This window comes from Streptomyces noursei (assembly GCF_001646665.1).
Lineage (GTDB): Bacteria > Actinomycetota > Actinomycetes > Streptomycetales > Streptomycetaceae > Streptomyces > Streptomyces lavendulocolor.
This window is the reverse complement of record NZ_LWBU01000062.1, coordinates 59,766-74,324: the sequence shown is the minus strand read 5'-3', so window position 1 is coordinate 74,324 and position 14,559 is coordinate 59,766. Positions and strand designations below refer to the sequence as shown.

The 14,559-nt window shown below is 71.7% G+C and carries 16 protein-coding genes; 6 read left to right on the top strand and 10 right to left on the bottom strand.

Annotated features, from left to right (window positions below):
- The first annotated feature begins 71 nt into the window (after positions 1–71).
- Together A4V12_RS06195 and A4V12_RS06190 are read left to right on the top strand one after the other, a co-directional pair.
- Entirely contained in the window at positions 72–665 is a 594-nt protein-coding gene (locus A4V12_RS06195) for a VanZ family protein (protein ID WP_064068195.1), read from the top strand.
- 79 nt (positions 666–744) lie between these two features.
- A complete protein-coding gene (locus A4V12_RS06190) occupies positions 745–945 on the top strand; it encodes a PspC domain-containing protein (RefSeq protein WP_064068194.1) in 201 nt (66 codons plus the stop codon).
- Between the two features lie 80 nt (positions 946–1,025).
- Here A4V12_RS06190 and A4V12_RS06185 read toward each other — a convergent pair whose 3' ends face one another.
- The gene (locus A4V12_RS06185) at positions 1,026–1,358 is read right to left on the bottom strand and encodes a hypothetical protein (protein WP_064068193.1); all 333 of its coding nucleotides are present in this window, start codon (positions 1,356–1,358) and stop codon (positions 1,026–1,028) included.
- A gap of 130 nt (positions 1,359–1,488) precedes the next feature.
- A complete protein-coding gene (locus A4V12_RS06180) occupies positions 1,489–2,643 on the bottom strand; it encodes an adenosine deaminase (RefSeq protein ID WP_064068192.1) in 1,155 nt (384 codons plus the stop codon).
- 100 nt (positions 2,644–2,743) lie between these two features.
- Here A4V12_RS06180 and A4V12_RS06175 point away from each other — a divergent pair, with 100 nt between their 5' ends.
- Positions 2,744–3,514: an alpha/beta hydrolase gene (locus A4V12_RS06175; RefSeq protein WP_064068191.1), complete on the top strand. Its 771-nt coding sequence runs from the start codon at positions 2,744–2,746 to the stop codon at positions 3,512–3,514.
- 14 nt (positions 3,515–3,528) lie between these two features.
- On the opposite strand, the gene A4V12_RS06170 is transcribed toward A4V12_RS06175, so the two are convergent.
- Entirely contained in the window at positions 3,529–4,488 is a 960-nt protein-coding gene (locus tag A4V12_RS06170; RefSeq protein WP_064068190.1) for a LysR family transcriptional regulator, read from the bottom strand.
- Positions 4,489–4,550: 62 nt separating this feature from the next.
- On the opposite strand from A4V12_RS06170, the gene A4V12_RS06165 reads away from it, so the two are divergent.
- The 3 genes from A4V12_RS06165 (at position 4,551) to A4V12_RS06155 (ending at position 7,606) form a co-directional block, all read left to right on the top strand.
- Entirely contained in the window at positions 4,551–5,840 is a 1,290-nt protein-coding gene (locus A4V12_RS06165) for an MFS transporter (RefSeq protein WP_064068189.1), read from the top strand.
- 60 nt (positions 5,841–5,900) lie between these two features.
- A complete protein-coding gene (locus A4V12_RS06160; protein ID WP_064068188.1) occupies positions 5,901–6,569 on the top strand; it encodes a L,D-transpeptidase family protein in 669 nt (222 codons plus the stop codon).
- 68 nt (positions 6,570–6,637) lie between these two features.
- On the top strand, positions 6,638–7,606 hold the full coding sequence (locus A4V12_RS06155; protein WP_064068224.1) for a sigma-70 family RNA polymerase sigma factor: 969 nt from the start codon (positions 6,638–6,640) through the stop codon (positions 7,604–7,606).
- On the opposite strand, the gene A4V12_RS06150 is transcribed toward A4V12_RS06155, so the two are convergent.
- From A4V12_RS06150 to A4V12_RS06120, 7 genes are all read right to left on the bottom strand, one after another.
- Positions 7,557–7,883 (bottom strand): STAS domain-containing protein, encoded by a 327-nt coding sequence (locus tag A4V12_RS06150; RefSeq protein ID WP_064068187.1) that lies wholly within the window; start codon positions 7,881–7,883, stop codon positions 7,557–7,559. The genes A4V12_RS06155 and A4V12_RS06150 overlap by 50 nt on opposite strands.
- Positions 7,884–7,943: 60 nt before the next feature.
- Entirely contained in the window at positions 7,944–8,531 is a 588-nt protein-coding gene (locus A4V12_RS06145) for a Uma2 family endonuclease (RefSeq protein ID WP_064068186.1), read from the bottom strand.
- An 88-nt stretch (positions 8,532–8,619) separates the two neighbouring features.
- Entirely contained in the window at positions 8,620–9,897 is a 1,278-nt protein-coding gene (locus A4V12_RS06140) for a thymidine phosphorylase (RefSeq protein WP_064068185.1), read from the bottom strand.
- A 120-nt stretch (positions 9,898–10,017) separates the two neighbouring features.
- Positions 10,018–10,407 (bottom strand): cytidine deaminase, encoded by a 390-nt coding sequence (locus A4V12_RS06135; RefSeq protein ID WP_064068184.1) that lies wholly within the window; start codon positions 10,405–10,407, stop codon positions 10,018–10,020.
- Positions 10,404–11,675, bottom strand: coding sequence for an ABC transporter permease (locus A4V12_RS06130; RefSeq protein WP_064068183.1), 1,272 nt, complete (start codon positions 11,673–11,675; stop codon positions 10,404–10,406). The genes A4V12_RS06135 and A4V12_RS06130 overlap by 4 nt, the downstream gene beginning before the upstream one ends.
- Positions 11,672–12,778 (bottom strand): ABC transporter permease, encoded by a 1,107-nt coding sequence (locus tag A4V12_RS06125; protein ID WP_064068182.1) that lies wholly within the window; start codon positions 12,776–12,778, stop codon positions 11,672–11,674. The genes A4V12_RS06130 and A4V12_RS06125 overlap by 4 nt, the downstream gene beginning before the upstream one ends.
- Positions 12,775–14,310 carry an ABC transporter ATP-binding protein gene (locus A4V12_RS06120; RefSeq protein WP_064068181.1) on the bottom strand — a complete coding sequence of 512 codons (1,536 nt, stop codon included), beginning with the start codon at positions 14,308–14,310 and terminating at the stop codon, positions 12,775–12,777. The genes A4V12_RS06125 and A4V12_RS06120 overlap by 4 nt, the downstream gene beginning before the upstream one ends.
- Between the last annotated feature and the right edge of the window lie 249 nt (positions 14,311–14,559).

Here is a 14,559-nt window from a genome sequence, read left to right as displayed (position 1 = left end):
CCGGGGGCCTCTCGCCGAGCGGTGGGGCGGCGGGCGGAACCGATCGTCCCGGTCGGCGCGTCTTGGGGGGCGTGCAGCGTCATGGTTCGGACGGCAGCGCCGTCATCCGCCTCCGCGCGGCGGGGCTCATCCTCCTTCTCGCCCATCTGGTGCTCGTGGCGTGGCTGACGCTCCGTCCGCGGGACGTGATGTGGGTGACGGCGGCCAATCTTCAGCCGCTGGCCGGCATCAGGGCCGATCTGGCGCTGGGGCCGCTGGAGGCGGCGAGACGGATCGGTGAGGGCCTGCTCCTGCTGGCTCCGCTCGGGGTGCTGCTGCCCATGGCGGGTGGCCGGCTGGCGGTGTCCCCGTGGGCGTCGCTGTTCCGTACGGTCATGGCGGGCGCGCTGGTGTCGCTGGGCATCGAGCTGGCGCAGACGGTGGTGCCGGGCCGGGTCGTGGACGTGGACGCGGTGCTGCTGAACACCGTGGGCGTGGCGCTGGCGCACCTCGCGGTGGTGCCCGCCTGGCGCGGGCGGCTGCGGCGCAGGAAGCAGGGTCCGGGCACGGGGCGGGGACCGCGGCCGGCCGGGGGCGGGAGCCGGGGCCGAGGGCTGGGGATGCTGCGGGACGACGTCTCTCAGGGTGCCACCCCGAGGATTCCCAGGGTCGGTATCGCCCCGTAGTCCGACGTTTTGTCCAGGGGTTCCGGGCGAGACTGGAGTGCGTCGGACGAACCGACTCCCTCCCGCGAAGGAGCCCACCATGGCCGCACTTGTCCGCCCCCGTGACGGAAAGATGATCGGCGGAGTGTGCGCAGCGCTGGCGCGGCGCTTCGGTACCTCCGCCACGACGATGCGCGTGATCTTCGTGGCGTCGTGCCTGCTGCCCGGACCGCAGTTCCTGCTGTACGTGGCGCTGTGGATGCTGCTGCCGTCCGAGGACGCCGCCAAGCCGGCCTGGTAGCCGGCCCGCGAGACGCGGAAGGGGCGCCCACCTCACCGGTGGGCGCCCCTTCGCGCGTGTGCGCGGCTGCCGCCGGCGCCTCAGGCCCCGAGGCCGGCGACCGGGAGGGCGCCGCCGATGGGCAGGCCGCCGAGGAGGCCGGTGGCGGCGGCCGGGTCGATGGGCAGGCCCTGGAGGGACGCGTTCTTGGTGGCGGCGCCGGTCAGCTCCTGACCGGTGGCGACCAGCTCGGTGGCGTTGTTCGGAGCCTGCTCCACGGCCGACTGGAGGACCGGCACCGCGGTGGCGGTGGCGGCGCCCAGCGCGGCGCTCGTGGGCGTCGAGGTGGCCGCGGAGGCGGTGCCGGCGGCGGTGGCGGCGAACGCGGCGCCCAGAGCGGCGACACCGAGGGTCTTGGCGGCGGACTGCTTCATCGAATTTCGTCCTTGGGGGAACTCGGGGAAAGATGAGCGGCTCTGCAACTTAGTCATCGTTCCGCAAGCCCCGCAAACACCCGAAACGGCCAGGTCATGGAATTCCCCGGCCGTTCACGAGGGGTCGGCGTCAGGGCGTCTTCGGCGTGGAGTCGCTGGTCGCGGCGGTCTGCCGGAACAGCCATTCGGACTTCAGCTCGGCGTACCCGGGCTTGATCACGTCATTGATCATCGCCAACCGTTCATCGAAAGGAATGAATGCTGATTTCATCGCATTGACGGTGAACCACTGCATGTCGTCGAGCGTGTAACCGAACGTCTCGGTCAACAGCTCGAATTCACGGCTCATGCTCGTGCCCGACATCAGGCGGTTGTCGGTGTTGACCGTGGCCCGGAAGTGCAGGCGGCGCAGCAGGCCGATGGGGTGCTCGGCGTACGAGGCGGCGGCGCCGGTCTGGAGGTTGGAGGTGGGGCACAGCTCCAGCGGGATGCGCTTGTCGCGCACGTACGCGGCGAGCCGGCCGAGCACGACCGTGCCGTCCTCGGCGACCTGGATGTCGTCGATGATGCGCACACCGTGGCCGAGGCGGTCGGCGCCGCACCACTGGAGCGCCTGCCAGATGGACGGCAGGCCGAAGGCCTCGCCCGCGTGGATGGTGAAGTGGTTGTTCTCCCGCTTGAGGTACTCGAAGGCGTCGAGGTGGCGGGTGGGCGGGAACCCGGCCTCCGCGCCCGCGATGTCGAAGCCGACGACGCCCAGGTCGCGGTAGCGGTTGGCGAGTTCGGCGATCTCCAGCGCCCGGGCGGCGTGCCGCATGGCGGTGAGCAGGGCGCCCACCCGGATCCGGTGGCCGTTCTCCCGGGCGCGCCGCTCACCGAGCCGGAACCCCTCGTTGACGGCCTCGACGACCTCTTCGAGGGTGAGGCCCTTCTCCAGGTGCTGCTCGGGCGCGTACCGCACCTCGGCGTACAGCACCCCGTCCTCGGCGAGGTCCTCGGCGCACTCGGCGGCCACGCGGACGAGGGCCTCGCGGGTCTGCATGACGGCGCAGGTGTGCGCGAAGGTCTCCAGGTAGCGCTCCAGCGAACCGGAGTCGGCGGCCTCGCGGAACCACAGGCCCAGCTTGTCCGGCTCCCGCTCGGGCAGCGCGGTGTAACCGGTGGCGTCGGCGAGGTCGATGATGGTGCCGGGACGCAGACCGCCGTCGAGGTGGTCGTGGAGCAGCACCTTGGGGGCTCGGCGGATCTGGTCCGCGGTGGGGATCTGGGGTGTCTGGCTCGTCATTTGCGAACTCTAGCCCCTACGCGCGTAGAGGGCGCGTCGATACGTAACAGTGACCGCGCGTACGGATCGCGTACACGTCGACTTCTGAGACTGTTCTGCCATGGCACACCACGCACTCGTAGGTACGGCAGGCGCGCGGGCGCCCAGGCTGGGCCGGCCGGTGGGATCGGCCGTCACGGCGGTGGGCGGCGTGGTGCTGCTCCTGCCGGACGGGGAGCCGGAGTCGGGGCGCGGCCCGTCGCCCCTCGCCCACGCCGCGGCCCTGGCCCTGGCGCGCCCGCTGGCCCGGGCGGGGCGGGCGGAGGGGCTGGTGGCGCACGTGCTGCGGTACCGGGGGCGTGGCTGGAACGGTACGGACGCACGGCTCGCGGCGGACGCGCGGTGGGCGGTCTCGGAGGTCGTCCGCCGGTACGGCGACGTCCCCGTCTGCCTCGCCGGGCGGGGCATGGGCGGCCGGGCGGCGCTGCGAGCGGCGGGCCACACCGCCGTCAACGCGGTGCTGGCGCTCGCCCCCTGGCTGCCGGAGGACGACGTGGCGGCGGCACCCGAACCGGTGAAACAGCTCGCCGGGCGCCACGTACTGATCGCCCACGGCACCAACGACGCGCGCACGGACCCGGAGCTGTCCTACCGGCTGGCGGAACGCGCGAAGAAGGCCAACCGGGACACCTGCCGGTTCGAGGTCCACTCGGACGGCCACACGCTCCGCGAGCACCACGCCGAAGTCACGGCGCTCGCCGCCGACTTCGTGCTGGGCGCGCTGTTCGGCCACCCCTTCTCCCGCCCGGTCGCCGACGCGTTCGCCGCGCCCCCGCCGCTGGGCCTGCGGATGCCGCTGGCCTCCGGCTTCGGCAAGGCGCTGCGGCGGTAGGCGGCGGCCTGCTCCTACTCGGGCTCGTTCAGCAGCCGGCCCCGGCGCGAGAGCAGGAACCGTTTGAAGGCCGCCACCGGCGGGGTGTCGGGGTGCCCGTCCAGCCAGGCGACGCCGATCTCGCGGGCGGCGCGCGGTGCCGTGACCGTCAGCTCCACCACGCCGGGCCGGGCGACGGCGGGGGGCGGGAGCAGCGCGACCCCGAGGCCCGCGGCGACCAGGCCGCGCAGCGTCTCGGCCTCCTCGCCCTCGAAGGCGATCCGGGGCGCGAAGCCCGCCTCGGCGCACAGCGCGTCGGTGATGCGGCGCAGCCCGTAGCCGGGCTCCAGGGTGACGAACGTTTCGTCGGCGGCCTCCGCGAGGCGCACGCGCTTGCGCCCCGCCAGCCGGTGGTCGTCCGGGACGACGAGCCGCAGCCGCTGCTCGTCGAGGCGGCGGGCGACCAGGTCGGGGGCGTCCGGCACCGGGGAGGTCAGGCACAGGTCCAGGTCGCCGGCGCGCAGCCGCTCGATCATGGCCTCGCCGTAGTTCTGCACGAGCGTGAAGCGGACCTTGGGGTGGTCCGCCCGGAAGGCGCGGATCAGCCCCGGCACGGTCTCCGAGCCCATGGTGTGCAGGAACCCGAAGGCGACGCGCCCCGCCGAGGGGTCGGCGTCGGCCCGTACCGCGTCGGTGGCGCGCTCCACCTCGCCCAGCGCCCGCTCGGCGGAGGCCAGGAACGTGCGCCCGGCCGGGGTGAGCGAGAGCGTGCGGCCCTTGCGGGCGAACAGGGAGACGCCGAGGTCCCGTTCGAGGCGGACCATGGCCCGCGACAGCGTCGACTGCGGCACCCCGAGGTCGTGCGCGGCGCGGGTCACGTGCTCGTGGCGGGCGACCGCCGCGAAGTAGGCGAGCCGCGGGGCGAGCAGCAGCCCGATGTCTTCTTCGTTACTGTTCGGTGACAGCCACTCCCGTGAGCTGTGGTTATGCGCCATGGGAACGATTAAAGCGGTTCCATGCATTGGACGCATGAAACGCCTGTGCCTACGGTCGAGACATGCCTTCCGCCAGTACCAAGGCGGCCGCCACGGACGCGGTCGCCGACATCCGCCTTTCCCCCGGCCGCCCCGGCTACCGCCGGATGAGCTTCGCGCTCTTCGCCGCGGGGGTCGCCACCTTCGCCCTCCTGTACTCGACCCAGGCCCTGCTCCCGGCCGTCTCCGCCGACTTCGGCGTGAGCGCCTCGGCCGCCAGCTGGACCGTGTCGGCGGCCACCGGCGCGCTCGCGCTGTGCGTGCTGCCGCTGAGCGCCCTGTCCGAGCGGTTCGGCCGCCGCACCCTGATGACCGGCTCCCTCGCGGTCGCCGTCGCGCTGGGCCTGCTCGTGCCGTTCGCGCCGAGCCTGGAGTGGCTGGTGGCGCTGCGCGCGGTGCAGGGCGCCGCGCTCGCGGGGGTGCCCGCGTCGGCGATGGCGTACCTCGCGGAGGAGGTGCGGCCCCGGGCCCTGGTCGCGGCGATCGGCCTGTTCGTGGCCGGCAACAGCATCGGCGGCATGAGCGGCCGGATCGTCACCGGCTGGGTCGCCCAGGCGTGGGGCTGGCGTGCCGCGCTCGCCGCGGTGGGGCTGATGGCCGTGGTGTGCGCGGTGGTGTTCCGGCTGATGGTCCCGAGGGCCCGGCACTTCTCCCCCGGACCGCTCGACCCGCGGGCGCTGGCGAGGACGGTCCGCACGCACCTGTCCGACCCGCTGCTGATGCGGCTCTACGCCATCGGCGCGCTGTTCATGACGGTGTTCGGCGCCGTCTACACGGTGATCGGCTACCGGCTGGTCGAGGCGCCGTTCTCCCTTCCGCAGGGCGTGGTCGGCTCGGTCTTCCTGGTCTACCTGGTCGGTACGGCCTCGTCGGCCGCGGCCGGGCGGCTGGTGGGCCGCATGGGGCGGCGCGGGGCGCTGTACCTGGCGGTGACCACGACGGCCGCGGGCCTGCTGCTGTCGCTGGCGGACGGCCTGGCGGCGGTGCTGGCCGGCCTGGTGCTGATCACGGCCGGGTTCTTCGCCGGGCACGCGGTCGCCTCGTCGTCGGTGAGCCGTACGGCGACGACGGGCCGGGCGCAGGCGTCGGCGCTGTACCAGTCGGCGTACTACCTGGGCAGCAGCGCGGGCGGCACGCTCGGCGCGGTCGCCTACCACGCCGGCGGCTGGGCCGGCACGGTCCTGCTGGGGCTGGTCGCCGTCCTCGGTGTGGTGTCGCTGACCCTGTACGGGACGCACGCCGCGCGCGTGGAGAACCGTAAATCCCGCGAGACGTACAACCGCGCCGCCTCCCCGAGCGTCCTAAGGGCATAACTACCGCGAGGGGCTCCAGGGGGAGTGGTGTACGTGGGTGGGACACGGAAAAGGGCCGGGGTGGCACTCGGGCTCACGGGACTGGTCGTACCGCTGACGGTGGCGCTGGGCGCGTCGCCGGCGCAGGCGGCGTCCTGCACGACGTCGACCGGGCCGTACCAGAGGCAGGTCGAGAAGTTCATGGGCCGGCCGGTGGACGGGAAGCAGTCACCGGCCGACTGCAAGGCGACCCAGACGTTCCAGCGCTGGCACGGGATCACCCCGTCCATCGGGTACGCGGGTGAGGTCACCTGGCGGACGATGAACACGATCCTCCAGCAGCGGGCGGCCGGGAAGACGCCGAACGCCGCGGGGAAGTGCCCCACGAACAAGGGGCGCATCGCGTGCGTGGACCTGACCCGGCAGCTGAGCTGGATCCAGGACGGCGCCAAGCTGGCGTACGGGCCGGTGCCGGTCCGCACCGGGCGGGACGGCGACGAGACCCGCACAGGCGCGCGGAAGATCTACCACCGCAGCATCGACCACTGGTCGACGCTGTACAAGGTGCGGATGCCGTACGCGCAGTTCTTCGACGGCGGGCAGGCGTTCCACTCCGTCGGCAAGTCCATGTACAACCCGCCCGGCTCGCGCGGCTGCGTGAACATGCGCGACGGCGACGCCAAGGCGTACTGGAAGATGCTGAAGAACGGCGACGACGTGTTCGTGTACGGGCGCAAGCCCGGAACCTGAGCCGCGTTGTCAGTCCCCTCCTGTAGCTTCCGTCGTGAGGCAAGGGAAGCGCGACAGGGGTGGACGCGATGGCGGACGTGACGGGCGACGTGGCGAGCCTGGAGCAGTACCGGACCGAGCTGACCGGGTACTGCTACCGCATGCTGGGGTCGGCCTTCGAGGCGGAGGACGCCGTCCAGGACACCATGGTCCGGGCGTGGCGGAGCTTCGGGAAGTTCGAGGGCCGGTCCTCGGTGCGGTCCTGGCTGTACCGCATCGCGACGAACGTGTGCCTGGACGCGCTGAACGCGGGCAACCGGCGGGCGCGGCCGATGGACCTGACCGCGGCCACGCCGGTGGCGCAGGCGCAGCTCACCTCCCGTCCGGAGGTCACCTGGCTGGAGCCGGTGCCGGACGGGCGGGTGCTGCCGTCGGCGGCCGACCCGGCGGAGACGGCGGTGGCCAAGGAGACCGTGCGGCTGGCGTTCGTGGCCGCGCTCCAGCACCTGCCGCCCAAGCAGCGCGCGGTGCTCATCCTGCGCGAGGTCCTCGCCTGGAAGGCCGCCGAGGTCGCGGAGCTGCTGGGCACCTCCGTCGCGTCGGTCAACAGCGCGCTGCAGCGGGCGCGGGCGACGCTCGCGGAGTCCGGGCCGGCGAGGACGGACACGGCCGACCCGCTCGACGAGGAGCAGAAGAAGCTCCTCGACCGGTACGTGGCGGCCTTCGAGGGGTACGACATGGCGGCCCTCACCGCGCTGCTCCACGAGGACGCCACGCTGTCCATGCCGCCCTACGACCTGTGGCTCCGGGGCCACGACGACATCGTCGGCTGGATGCTGGGCGTCGGCGAGGTGTGCCGGGGCTCGCGGCTGGTGCCGGTGGTGGCCAACGGGACGCCGGCGTTCGCGCACTACCACCCGGACCCGGAGGGCGGCTTCAGCCCGTGGGCGCTCATGGTCGTCGAGATCGTGGACGGGAAGGTCTCGGGCATCACGTCGTTCCTGGACGTCAAGCGCTGGTTCCCGCTGTTCGATCTCCCGGAGCGGCTGGAGGCGTGAGGAGGCCGTCGAGCCCGACGAGCTCCAGCAGCGCCCGGAGGGCGGGCTGCGCGTTGCGCACGGTCATCCGGCGGCCCAGCCGCTGAACGGTCAGGCGCAGCCGGGCCAGCGCCTCGACGGTGGCGAGGTCCGGCCGGGTGACGCCGCCGACGTCGCAGATGACGTCGGGGCCGTCGCGTCCGCCGAGCAGGGCGGTCAGTTCCTCGCAGAGGCGGGGGACGTCGGCGGGCTCGATCACGCCGACGACGCGGAAGACTTTCGGATCCGTGGTGTCCACAGGGAGAAGGACCCGCGCCGGGGGCGGAACTCATCGATGGCCGCCGTGGCCGCGGGCGGATCAGCCGACGGGGAAGGCGCTGGTGTCGAGGGTGACGTCGAAGGGTGCCGGGAGGTGGATGCCCTCGCCGTACTTCACCGTGTCGAGCACACGATAGAGGGCATTCCTGGGCTCCCCGTACAGCGTCGCCGTAGGGCGGCCCGTGTGCCAGCTGTCGAGCAGCAGGTAGAGCGGCACGCCCCCGGTCGCGTACCCGTGCAGCTTCTCCACCCGGTCGTGGTTGGCGTTCGACTTCGAGGTGATCTCGACGGCCAGCTCCGCGGCTGCGGCGGGGATGGCGTGGCCGGGTTCGTCCAGAGCCGCCCTCGGGGCCACGACGAGGTCCGGGATGAACATGCCCATGCGGGAGGGGATGGCGACGGAGAGGGTCTGGTAGATCCCCCAGTCATCCGGAATTGCTGTGTACAACTGCCGTTGAACCATGTCGGCGATGCTGTTGTGGTGGTTGGCAGGGCCAGGTGACACGGTGACGATCCCCTCGATGATCTCCACCTTGCAGCCCTCGGGTGCGTCCGTCTCCTCCCAGATCCGGACGACATCGTCCCACTCGTGGCCACTGGCAGAGTGGTCGACGGTGAGTGCGCTCATGGCGGTCTCCTCTGTCGGTGCGTCACCGATCCCAGCATGCCGAACGGGACCGACGGAGGTCCATCGGTCCCGTTCGTCCGTACGAGTGTCAGGCGATGCGTTCCAGCACGACCGGGGTCGGCTCGTACGCCGTGCCCTCGGCGGCGATGTCGTAGGCGCCGGCCAGGGACTTCAGGGCGTAGTCGAACTTCTCCGGGGTGTCCGTGTGGAGGGTCAGCAGGGGCTGGCCCGCCGTGACCGTGTCGCCCGGCTTGGCGTGGAGCTCGACGCCCGCGCCCGCCTGCACCGGGTCCTCCTTGCGGGCGCGGCCCGCGCCGAGGCGCCAGGCGGCGACGCCGACGCCGTACGCGTCGAGCCGGGTGAGGACGCCCGAGGAGGGGGCGGTGACGACGTGCTGCTCGCGGGCGACCGGGAGGGTGGCGTCCGGGTCGCCGCCCTGCGCGGCGATCATGCGGCGCCAGACGTCCATCGCGGAGCCGTCGGCGAGGGCCTTCGCCGGGTCGGCGTCCTTGATCCCGGCCGCGTCGAGCATCTCGCGGGCGAGCGCGACGGTGAGCTCCACGACGTCCGCGGGGCCGCCGCCGGCGAGGACCTCGACGGACTCGCGGACCTCCAGGGCGTTGCCCGCGGTCAGGCCGAGCGGGGTCGACATGTCGGTGAGGAGGGCGACCGTCTTCACTCCGTGGTCGGTACCGAGGCCCACCATGGTGGACGCCAGCTCGCGGGCGTCGGCGATGTTCTTCATGAACGCGCCGGAGCCGACCTTGACGTCCAGGACCAGCGAGCCGGTGCCCTCGGCGATCTTCTTCGACATGATCGAGGACGCGATCAGCGGGATCGCCTCGACCGTGCCGGTGACGTCGCGCAGCGCGTACAGCTTCTTGTCGGCGGGGGCGAGGCCGTCGCCGGCCGCGCAGATGACCGCGCCGGTGGTGTCGAGGACGTTCAGCATCTCCTCGTTGGAGAGGAGGGCGCGCCAGCCGGGGATGGACTCCAGCTTGTCGAGCGTGCCGCCGGTGTGGCCGAGGCCCCGGCCCGACAGCTGCGGCACGGCGGCGCCGCACGCGGCGACCAGCGGGGCGAGCGGCAGGGTGATCTTGTCGCCGACGCCGCCGGTGGAGTGCTTGTCGGCGGTGGGGCGGGACAGGGACGAGAAGTCCATCCGCTCACCGCTGGCGATCATCGCGGCGGTCCAGCGCGCGATCTCCGTACGGTTCATGCCGTTCAGCAGGATCGCCATCGCCAGCGCCGACATCTGCTCGTCGGCCACCTCACCGCGGGTGTAGGCGTCGATGACCCAGTCGATCTGCTCGGGGCTCAGCTCGCCCCGGTCCCGCTTGGTGCGGATGACGGAAATCGCGTCCATGGTCTGAAGGGTTCCTTCCAGCGGGGTGGGACAGTCCTCTGCGCGCGACTCTACGCGCATAGAGGTGAGGGAGGGAGAAGGACGACCCCGCCGCGGACAGCGCGGAGGGGTCGTCCCGTCTCAGCGGAGGTGCTGCGGTCCGAAGGCCTGCGGCAGCATCTCGGCGAGCGTCAGCACGCCCGCGGGGGTGTCGAGCAGCAGCTCGTCGCCGCCGAACTCGTACAGCAGCTGGCGGCAGCGGCCGCAGGGCACCAGGACCCGGCCGCGGCCGTCGACGCACACGAAGTGCGTCAGCCGGCCGCCGCCCGTGGCCTGGAGCTGGGAGACCAGCCCGCACTCGGCGCACAGCCCGATGCCGTAGGAGGCGTTCTCCACGTTGCACCCGGTGACCGTGCGCCCGTCGTCGACGAGTGCCGCCGCGCCCACCGGATAGCCGGAGTAGGGCGCGTACGCCCGGGCCATGGCCTCCCGGGCGGCCTCGCGGAGCGACTCCCAGGCGTCGGGTGTCACTTGCCCTGGCCCTTCTTGTACGGCATGCCGTCCGCCTTGGGCATCCTGAGCCGCTGCGCGGACAGCGCCAGCACCAGCAGCGTGGTGACGTAGGGCGCGGCGTCCACGAACTGGCTGGGCAGCGCCTCGGTGAAGGCGTACCAGACGAAGAGGCCCGCCGCGACGACCGTGGCGACGGCCGCGCTCACGTACTTCTTCTTGTAGAGCTGCCAGATCATCATCGCCACCAGCAGGATCGCCAGCAGCAGCAGCATCGCGTGGACGTTCTCGGCACCGCCGCGCAGCTTGAGGCTGTCGGTGAAGCCGAAGAGCCCGGCGCCGAGGGCCATGCCGCCCGGCATCCAGTTGCCGAAGATCATCGCGGCGAGGCCGATGTAACCGCGGCCGCCGGTCTGGCCCTCCTGGTAGATGCCGGTGGAGACGATGGCCAGGAAGGCGCCGCCGAGGCCCGCGAGGGCGCCGGAGACGATCACCGCGATGTACTTGTACTTGTAGACGTTGACGCCGAGGGACTCGGCGGCGATCGGGTTCTCGCCGCAGGACCGCAGGCGCAGGCCGAACGAGGTCCGCCACAGGATCCACCAGGTGCCGGGGATCAGCAGCAGCGCGAGGACGGTCAGCAGCGACAGGCCGGTGACCAGGCCGCCGAGGAGGCCGGCGAGGTCGGAGATGAAGAACCAGTGCTTGGCCTGGAGGTCGGCCAGCCAGTCCGACAGACCGGGGATGGTGATCCGGTCGATCGCGTCGATGCGCGGGGACTGCTTGGAGGAGCCGCCCTCGGCCTCGGCGAAGGTGAAGTTGGCCAGGTAGCGGGTGAGGCCGGTGGCCAGGATCGTGATCGCCACACCGGAGACGATGTGGTTGACGTTGAAGGTGACCGTGATGACCGCGTGCAGCAGGCCGCCGAGCGCACCGCCCACGATGCCCAGCACGACGCCGGTCCACGGGCCCCACTGGTAGCCGGCCCAGGCACCGAAGAAGGTGCCGAGGATCATCATGCCCTCGAGGCCGATGTTGACCACGCCGGCCCGCTCGGACCACAGACCGCCGAGACCGGCCAGACCGATCGGTACGGCCAGCTGGAGGGCGCCCGCGACCTGGCCCACCGAGGTGAGGTCGTTGGCGCCGCTGATCACCCGGACCAGCGAGAACAGAAGCAGTCCGCCCGCGATGATCAGCAGGATGACCGGCAGGGACAGCTTGCGGCGTCCGCCGCCCTTCTTCGGCGCGGTCGCCGCGGCCGAAACCGTGCTCGTGGACTCACTCATGAGGACACGGCCTCCTTCTTCTTGGCCTGGGCGGCAAGTTCTTCGCCGACCTTCTGCTGCTGCCGGCGCAGCCCGTACTGGCGGACGAGCTCGTAGGAGACGACCACCGAGATCACGATCAGACCCTGCATGATCGTGGCGATTTCCTTCTCGTAGCCGTACTGGTCCAGCGAGGCGGAGGCCTTGTCGAGGAAGGCGACCAGCAGCGCGGCGAAGAAGATGCCGATGGGGCTGTTGCGGCCGAGCAGGGCGATGGTGATGCCGGTGAAGCCGATGCCCGCCGGGAAGCTGAAGCTGTACGTGTGGGTCTGGCCGAGAAGCAGCGGCAGGCCGGTCAGACCGGCGACGGCGCCGGAGATCAGCATGGCGGTGAGGACCATCTTCTTGGCGTCGACGCCGCTCGCCTGGGCGGCCGAGTCGCTGGCGCCGGTGGCGCGCAGGTCGAAGCCGAAGCGGGTGCGGTTGAGGACGAACCAGTAGACGATGCCGAGCGCGAAGGCCACGAAGGTGAAGCCGTAGATGGTGCCGCCGTCGACGTCCAGGCCCGGGATCCAGCCGGACTCGGCGATCTCACCGGTGGTGAGGTCGTTGGAGCCCTCCGCCTGCACACCGAGGTTGGCGGGCAGGATCATCCAGGCGATGAGGCTGGTCGCGATGGCGTTGAGCATGATCGTCGAAACGACCTCGCTGACGCCGCGGGTGGTCTTGAGGATGCCCGCGATACCGGCCCAGAAGGCGCCGACGAACATGGCGACGAACACGATCAGCAGGACGTGCAGCGGTCCGGGCAGCTCGACGGAGGCGCCGACGACCGCGGCGAGCATCGCCGCGAGGCGGTACTGCCCGTCCACACCGATGTTGAACAGGTTCATCCGGAAGCCGATGGCGACCGCCAGCGCGGCGAGGTAGTACGTGCCGGTCTGGTTGAGGATGAGGACCTGGACGTCGGTGAACTCGGCGTTCTCCACCATGATCCGGTACGGCTCGAACGGATTGCGGTCCGAGAGGAGCAGCACCACGGACGTGAGCAGGAAGGCCACGACCAGGGCGAGCGCCGGGCCGGCGAGCCCCAGGAGCAGCCGGTCCTTGTCGAATTTCCTCATCGGCCCTCACCGTTCTCGTTGTGCTCAAGGTGGCCGGTGGCAGCGCCGGTCATGGCCGAGCCCAGCTCCTCCGGGGTGATCGTGGCGGGGTCCGCGTCCGCGACCAGCCGGCCGCGGTACATCACCCGCAGGGTGTCGGAGAGCCCGATGAGCTCGTCCAGGTCGGCGGAGATCAGCAGCACCGCCAGGCCCTCGCGGCGGGCCTCGCGGATCTGGTCCCAGATCTGCGCCTGCGCGCCGACGTCCACACCGCGGGTGGGGTGGGCGGCGATCAGGAACTTGGGGTTGTGGCTCATCTCGCGGCCGACGATCAGCTTCTGCTGGTTGCCGCCGGAGAGGGAGGCGGCGGTGACGTCGATGCCGGGGGTGCGCACGTCGTACTCGCGCACGATCCGCTCGGTGTCCTTGCGGGCGGCCTTGGGGTCGAGGATGCCGCGCTTGCTGTTGGGCGCCTCGGTGACGTGGCCGAGGATGCGGTTCTCCCAGAGCGGGGACTCCAGCAGCAGGCCGTGGCGGTGGCGGTCCTCGGGGATGTAGCCGATGCCGCCCTCGCGGCGCTTGCGGGTCGGGGCGTGCGAGATGTCGGCCCCGTCGAGGCTGATCACACCGCCGTCCGGGGTGCGCAGGCCCATGAGGGCCTCGATCAGCTCCGTCTGGCCGTTGCCCTCGACACCGGCGATGCCGACGACCTCACCCTTGTGGATGGTGAAGTCGATGCCGTCGAGGACCTCGCGGACGACGCCGTCGGGGTCGGTGGCGGTCAGCCGCAGGCCCTGGACGGAGAGCATCGGGACGTCCGTCACCGTCGACTCCCGCGTCTCCGGCGACGGCAGCTCGGTGCCGACCATCAGTTCGGCGAGCTGCTTGGTGGTGGTGGTCCGGGGGTCGGCGGTACCGACCGTGGTGCCGCGGCGGATGACGGTGATGTCGTCGGCGACCGCGAGGACCTCGCCCAGCTTGTGCGAGATGAAGATGACCGTGAGGCCCTCGGCCTTGAGCTCGCGCAGGTTGGCGAAGAGTGCGTCGACCTCCTGCGGGACGAGCACGGCGGTCGGCTCGTCGAGGATCAGGGTGCGGGCGCCGCGGTAGAGGACCTTGAGGATCTCCACGCGCTGGCGGTCGGCGACACCGAGCTGCTCGACCAGGGCGTCCGGGCGGACGTTCAGCCCGTACGCGTCCGAGATCTCCATGATCTTCTTGCGGGCCCTGGCGCCGATGCCGTACAGCTTCTCGCCGCCGAGGACCACGTTCTCGAGGACGGTGAGATTGTCGGCCAGCATGAAGTGCTGGTGCACCATGCCGATGCCGGTGGCGATGGCGTCGGCGGGGCTGGAGAAGGAGACCTGCTTGCCATCGATCGTGATGGTGCCCTCGTCCGGCTTCTGCATGCCGTAGAGGATCTTCATCAGGGTCGACTTTCCGGCACCGTTCTCACCGACCAGGGCGTGCACGGTGCCCTTGCGGATGGTGATGTCGATGTCGTGGTTGGCGACGACGCCGGGGAAGCGCTTGGTGATGCCGCGCAGTTCCACGGCGGGAGCAGCCGGCGGCGATGACGGACTGGACGCGTTGATGACGCACTCTCCTTGGCGGGAAAGGAGCTTCAGGAGCGGGAGCAGGGGGGCAGGTGCCGAAGTTATCGCGCCGCGGAGGGCTCTACGCGCGTAGCGACGGCGAAGGGAAGAAACCGGGGGGCGACCCCCGGTTCGGGTCCCGGCGGGGCGGAACATGGTCCGGGTCCGGAGGGGCGGCTCGTACCGCCCCTCCGGACCCGCGGACCC

Excerpts from the sequence above, each read along its gene's own strand:
- A4V12_RS06190 (WP_064068194.1), top strand. The coding sequence starts at position 745 with ATGGCCGCACTTGTCCGCCCCCGTGACGGAAAGATGATCGGCGGAGTG.
- A4V12_RS06185 (WP_064068193.1), bottom strand. The coding sequence starts at position 1,358 with ATGAAGCAGTCCGCCGCCAAGACCCTCGGTGTCGCCGCTCTGGGCGCC.
- A4V12_RS06180 (WP_064068192.1), bottom strand. The coding sequence starts at position 2,643 with ATGACGAGCCAGACACCCCAGATCCCCACCGCGGACCAGATCCGCCGA.
- A4V12_RS06175 (WP_064068191.1), top strand. The coding sequence starts at position 2,744 with ATGGCACACCACGCACTCGTAGGTACGGCAGGCGCGCGGGCGCCCAGG.
- A4V12_RS06170 (WP_064068190.1), bottom strand. The coding sequence starts at position 4,488 with ATGGCGCATAACCACAGCTCACGGGAGTGGCTGTCACCGAACAGTAAC.
- A4V12_RS06165 (WP_064068189.1), top strand. The coding sequence starts at position 4,551 with ATGCCTTCCGCCAGTACCAAGGCGGCCGCCACGGACGCGGTCGCCGAC.
- A4V12_RS06155 (WP_064068224.1), top strand. The coding sequence starts at position 6,638 with ATGGCGGACGTGACGGGCGACGTGGCGAGCCTGGAGCAGTACCGGACC.
- A4V12_RS06145 (WP_064068186.1), bottom strand. The coding sequence starts at position 8,531 with ATGAGCGCACTCACCGTCGACCACTCTGCCAGTGGCCACGAGTGGGAC.
- A4V12_RS06140 (WP_064068185.1), bottom strand. The coding sequence starts at position 9,897 with ATGGACGCGATTTCCGTCATCCGCACCAAGCGGGACCGGGGCGAGCTG.
- A4V12_RS06130 (WP_064068183.1), bottom strand. The coding sequence starts at position 11,675 with ATGAGTGAGTCCACGAGCACGGTTTCGGCCGCGGCGACCGCGCCGAAG.
- A4V12_RS06125 (WP_064068182.1), bottom strand. The coding sequence starts at position 12,778 with ATGAGGAAATTCGACAAGGACCGGCTGCTCCTGGGGCTCGCCGGCCCG.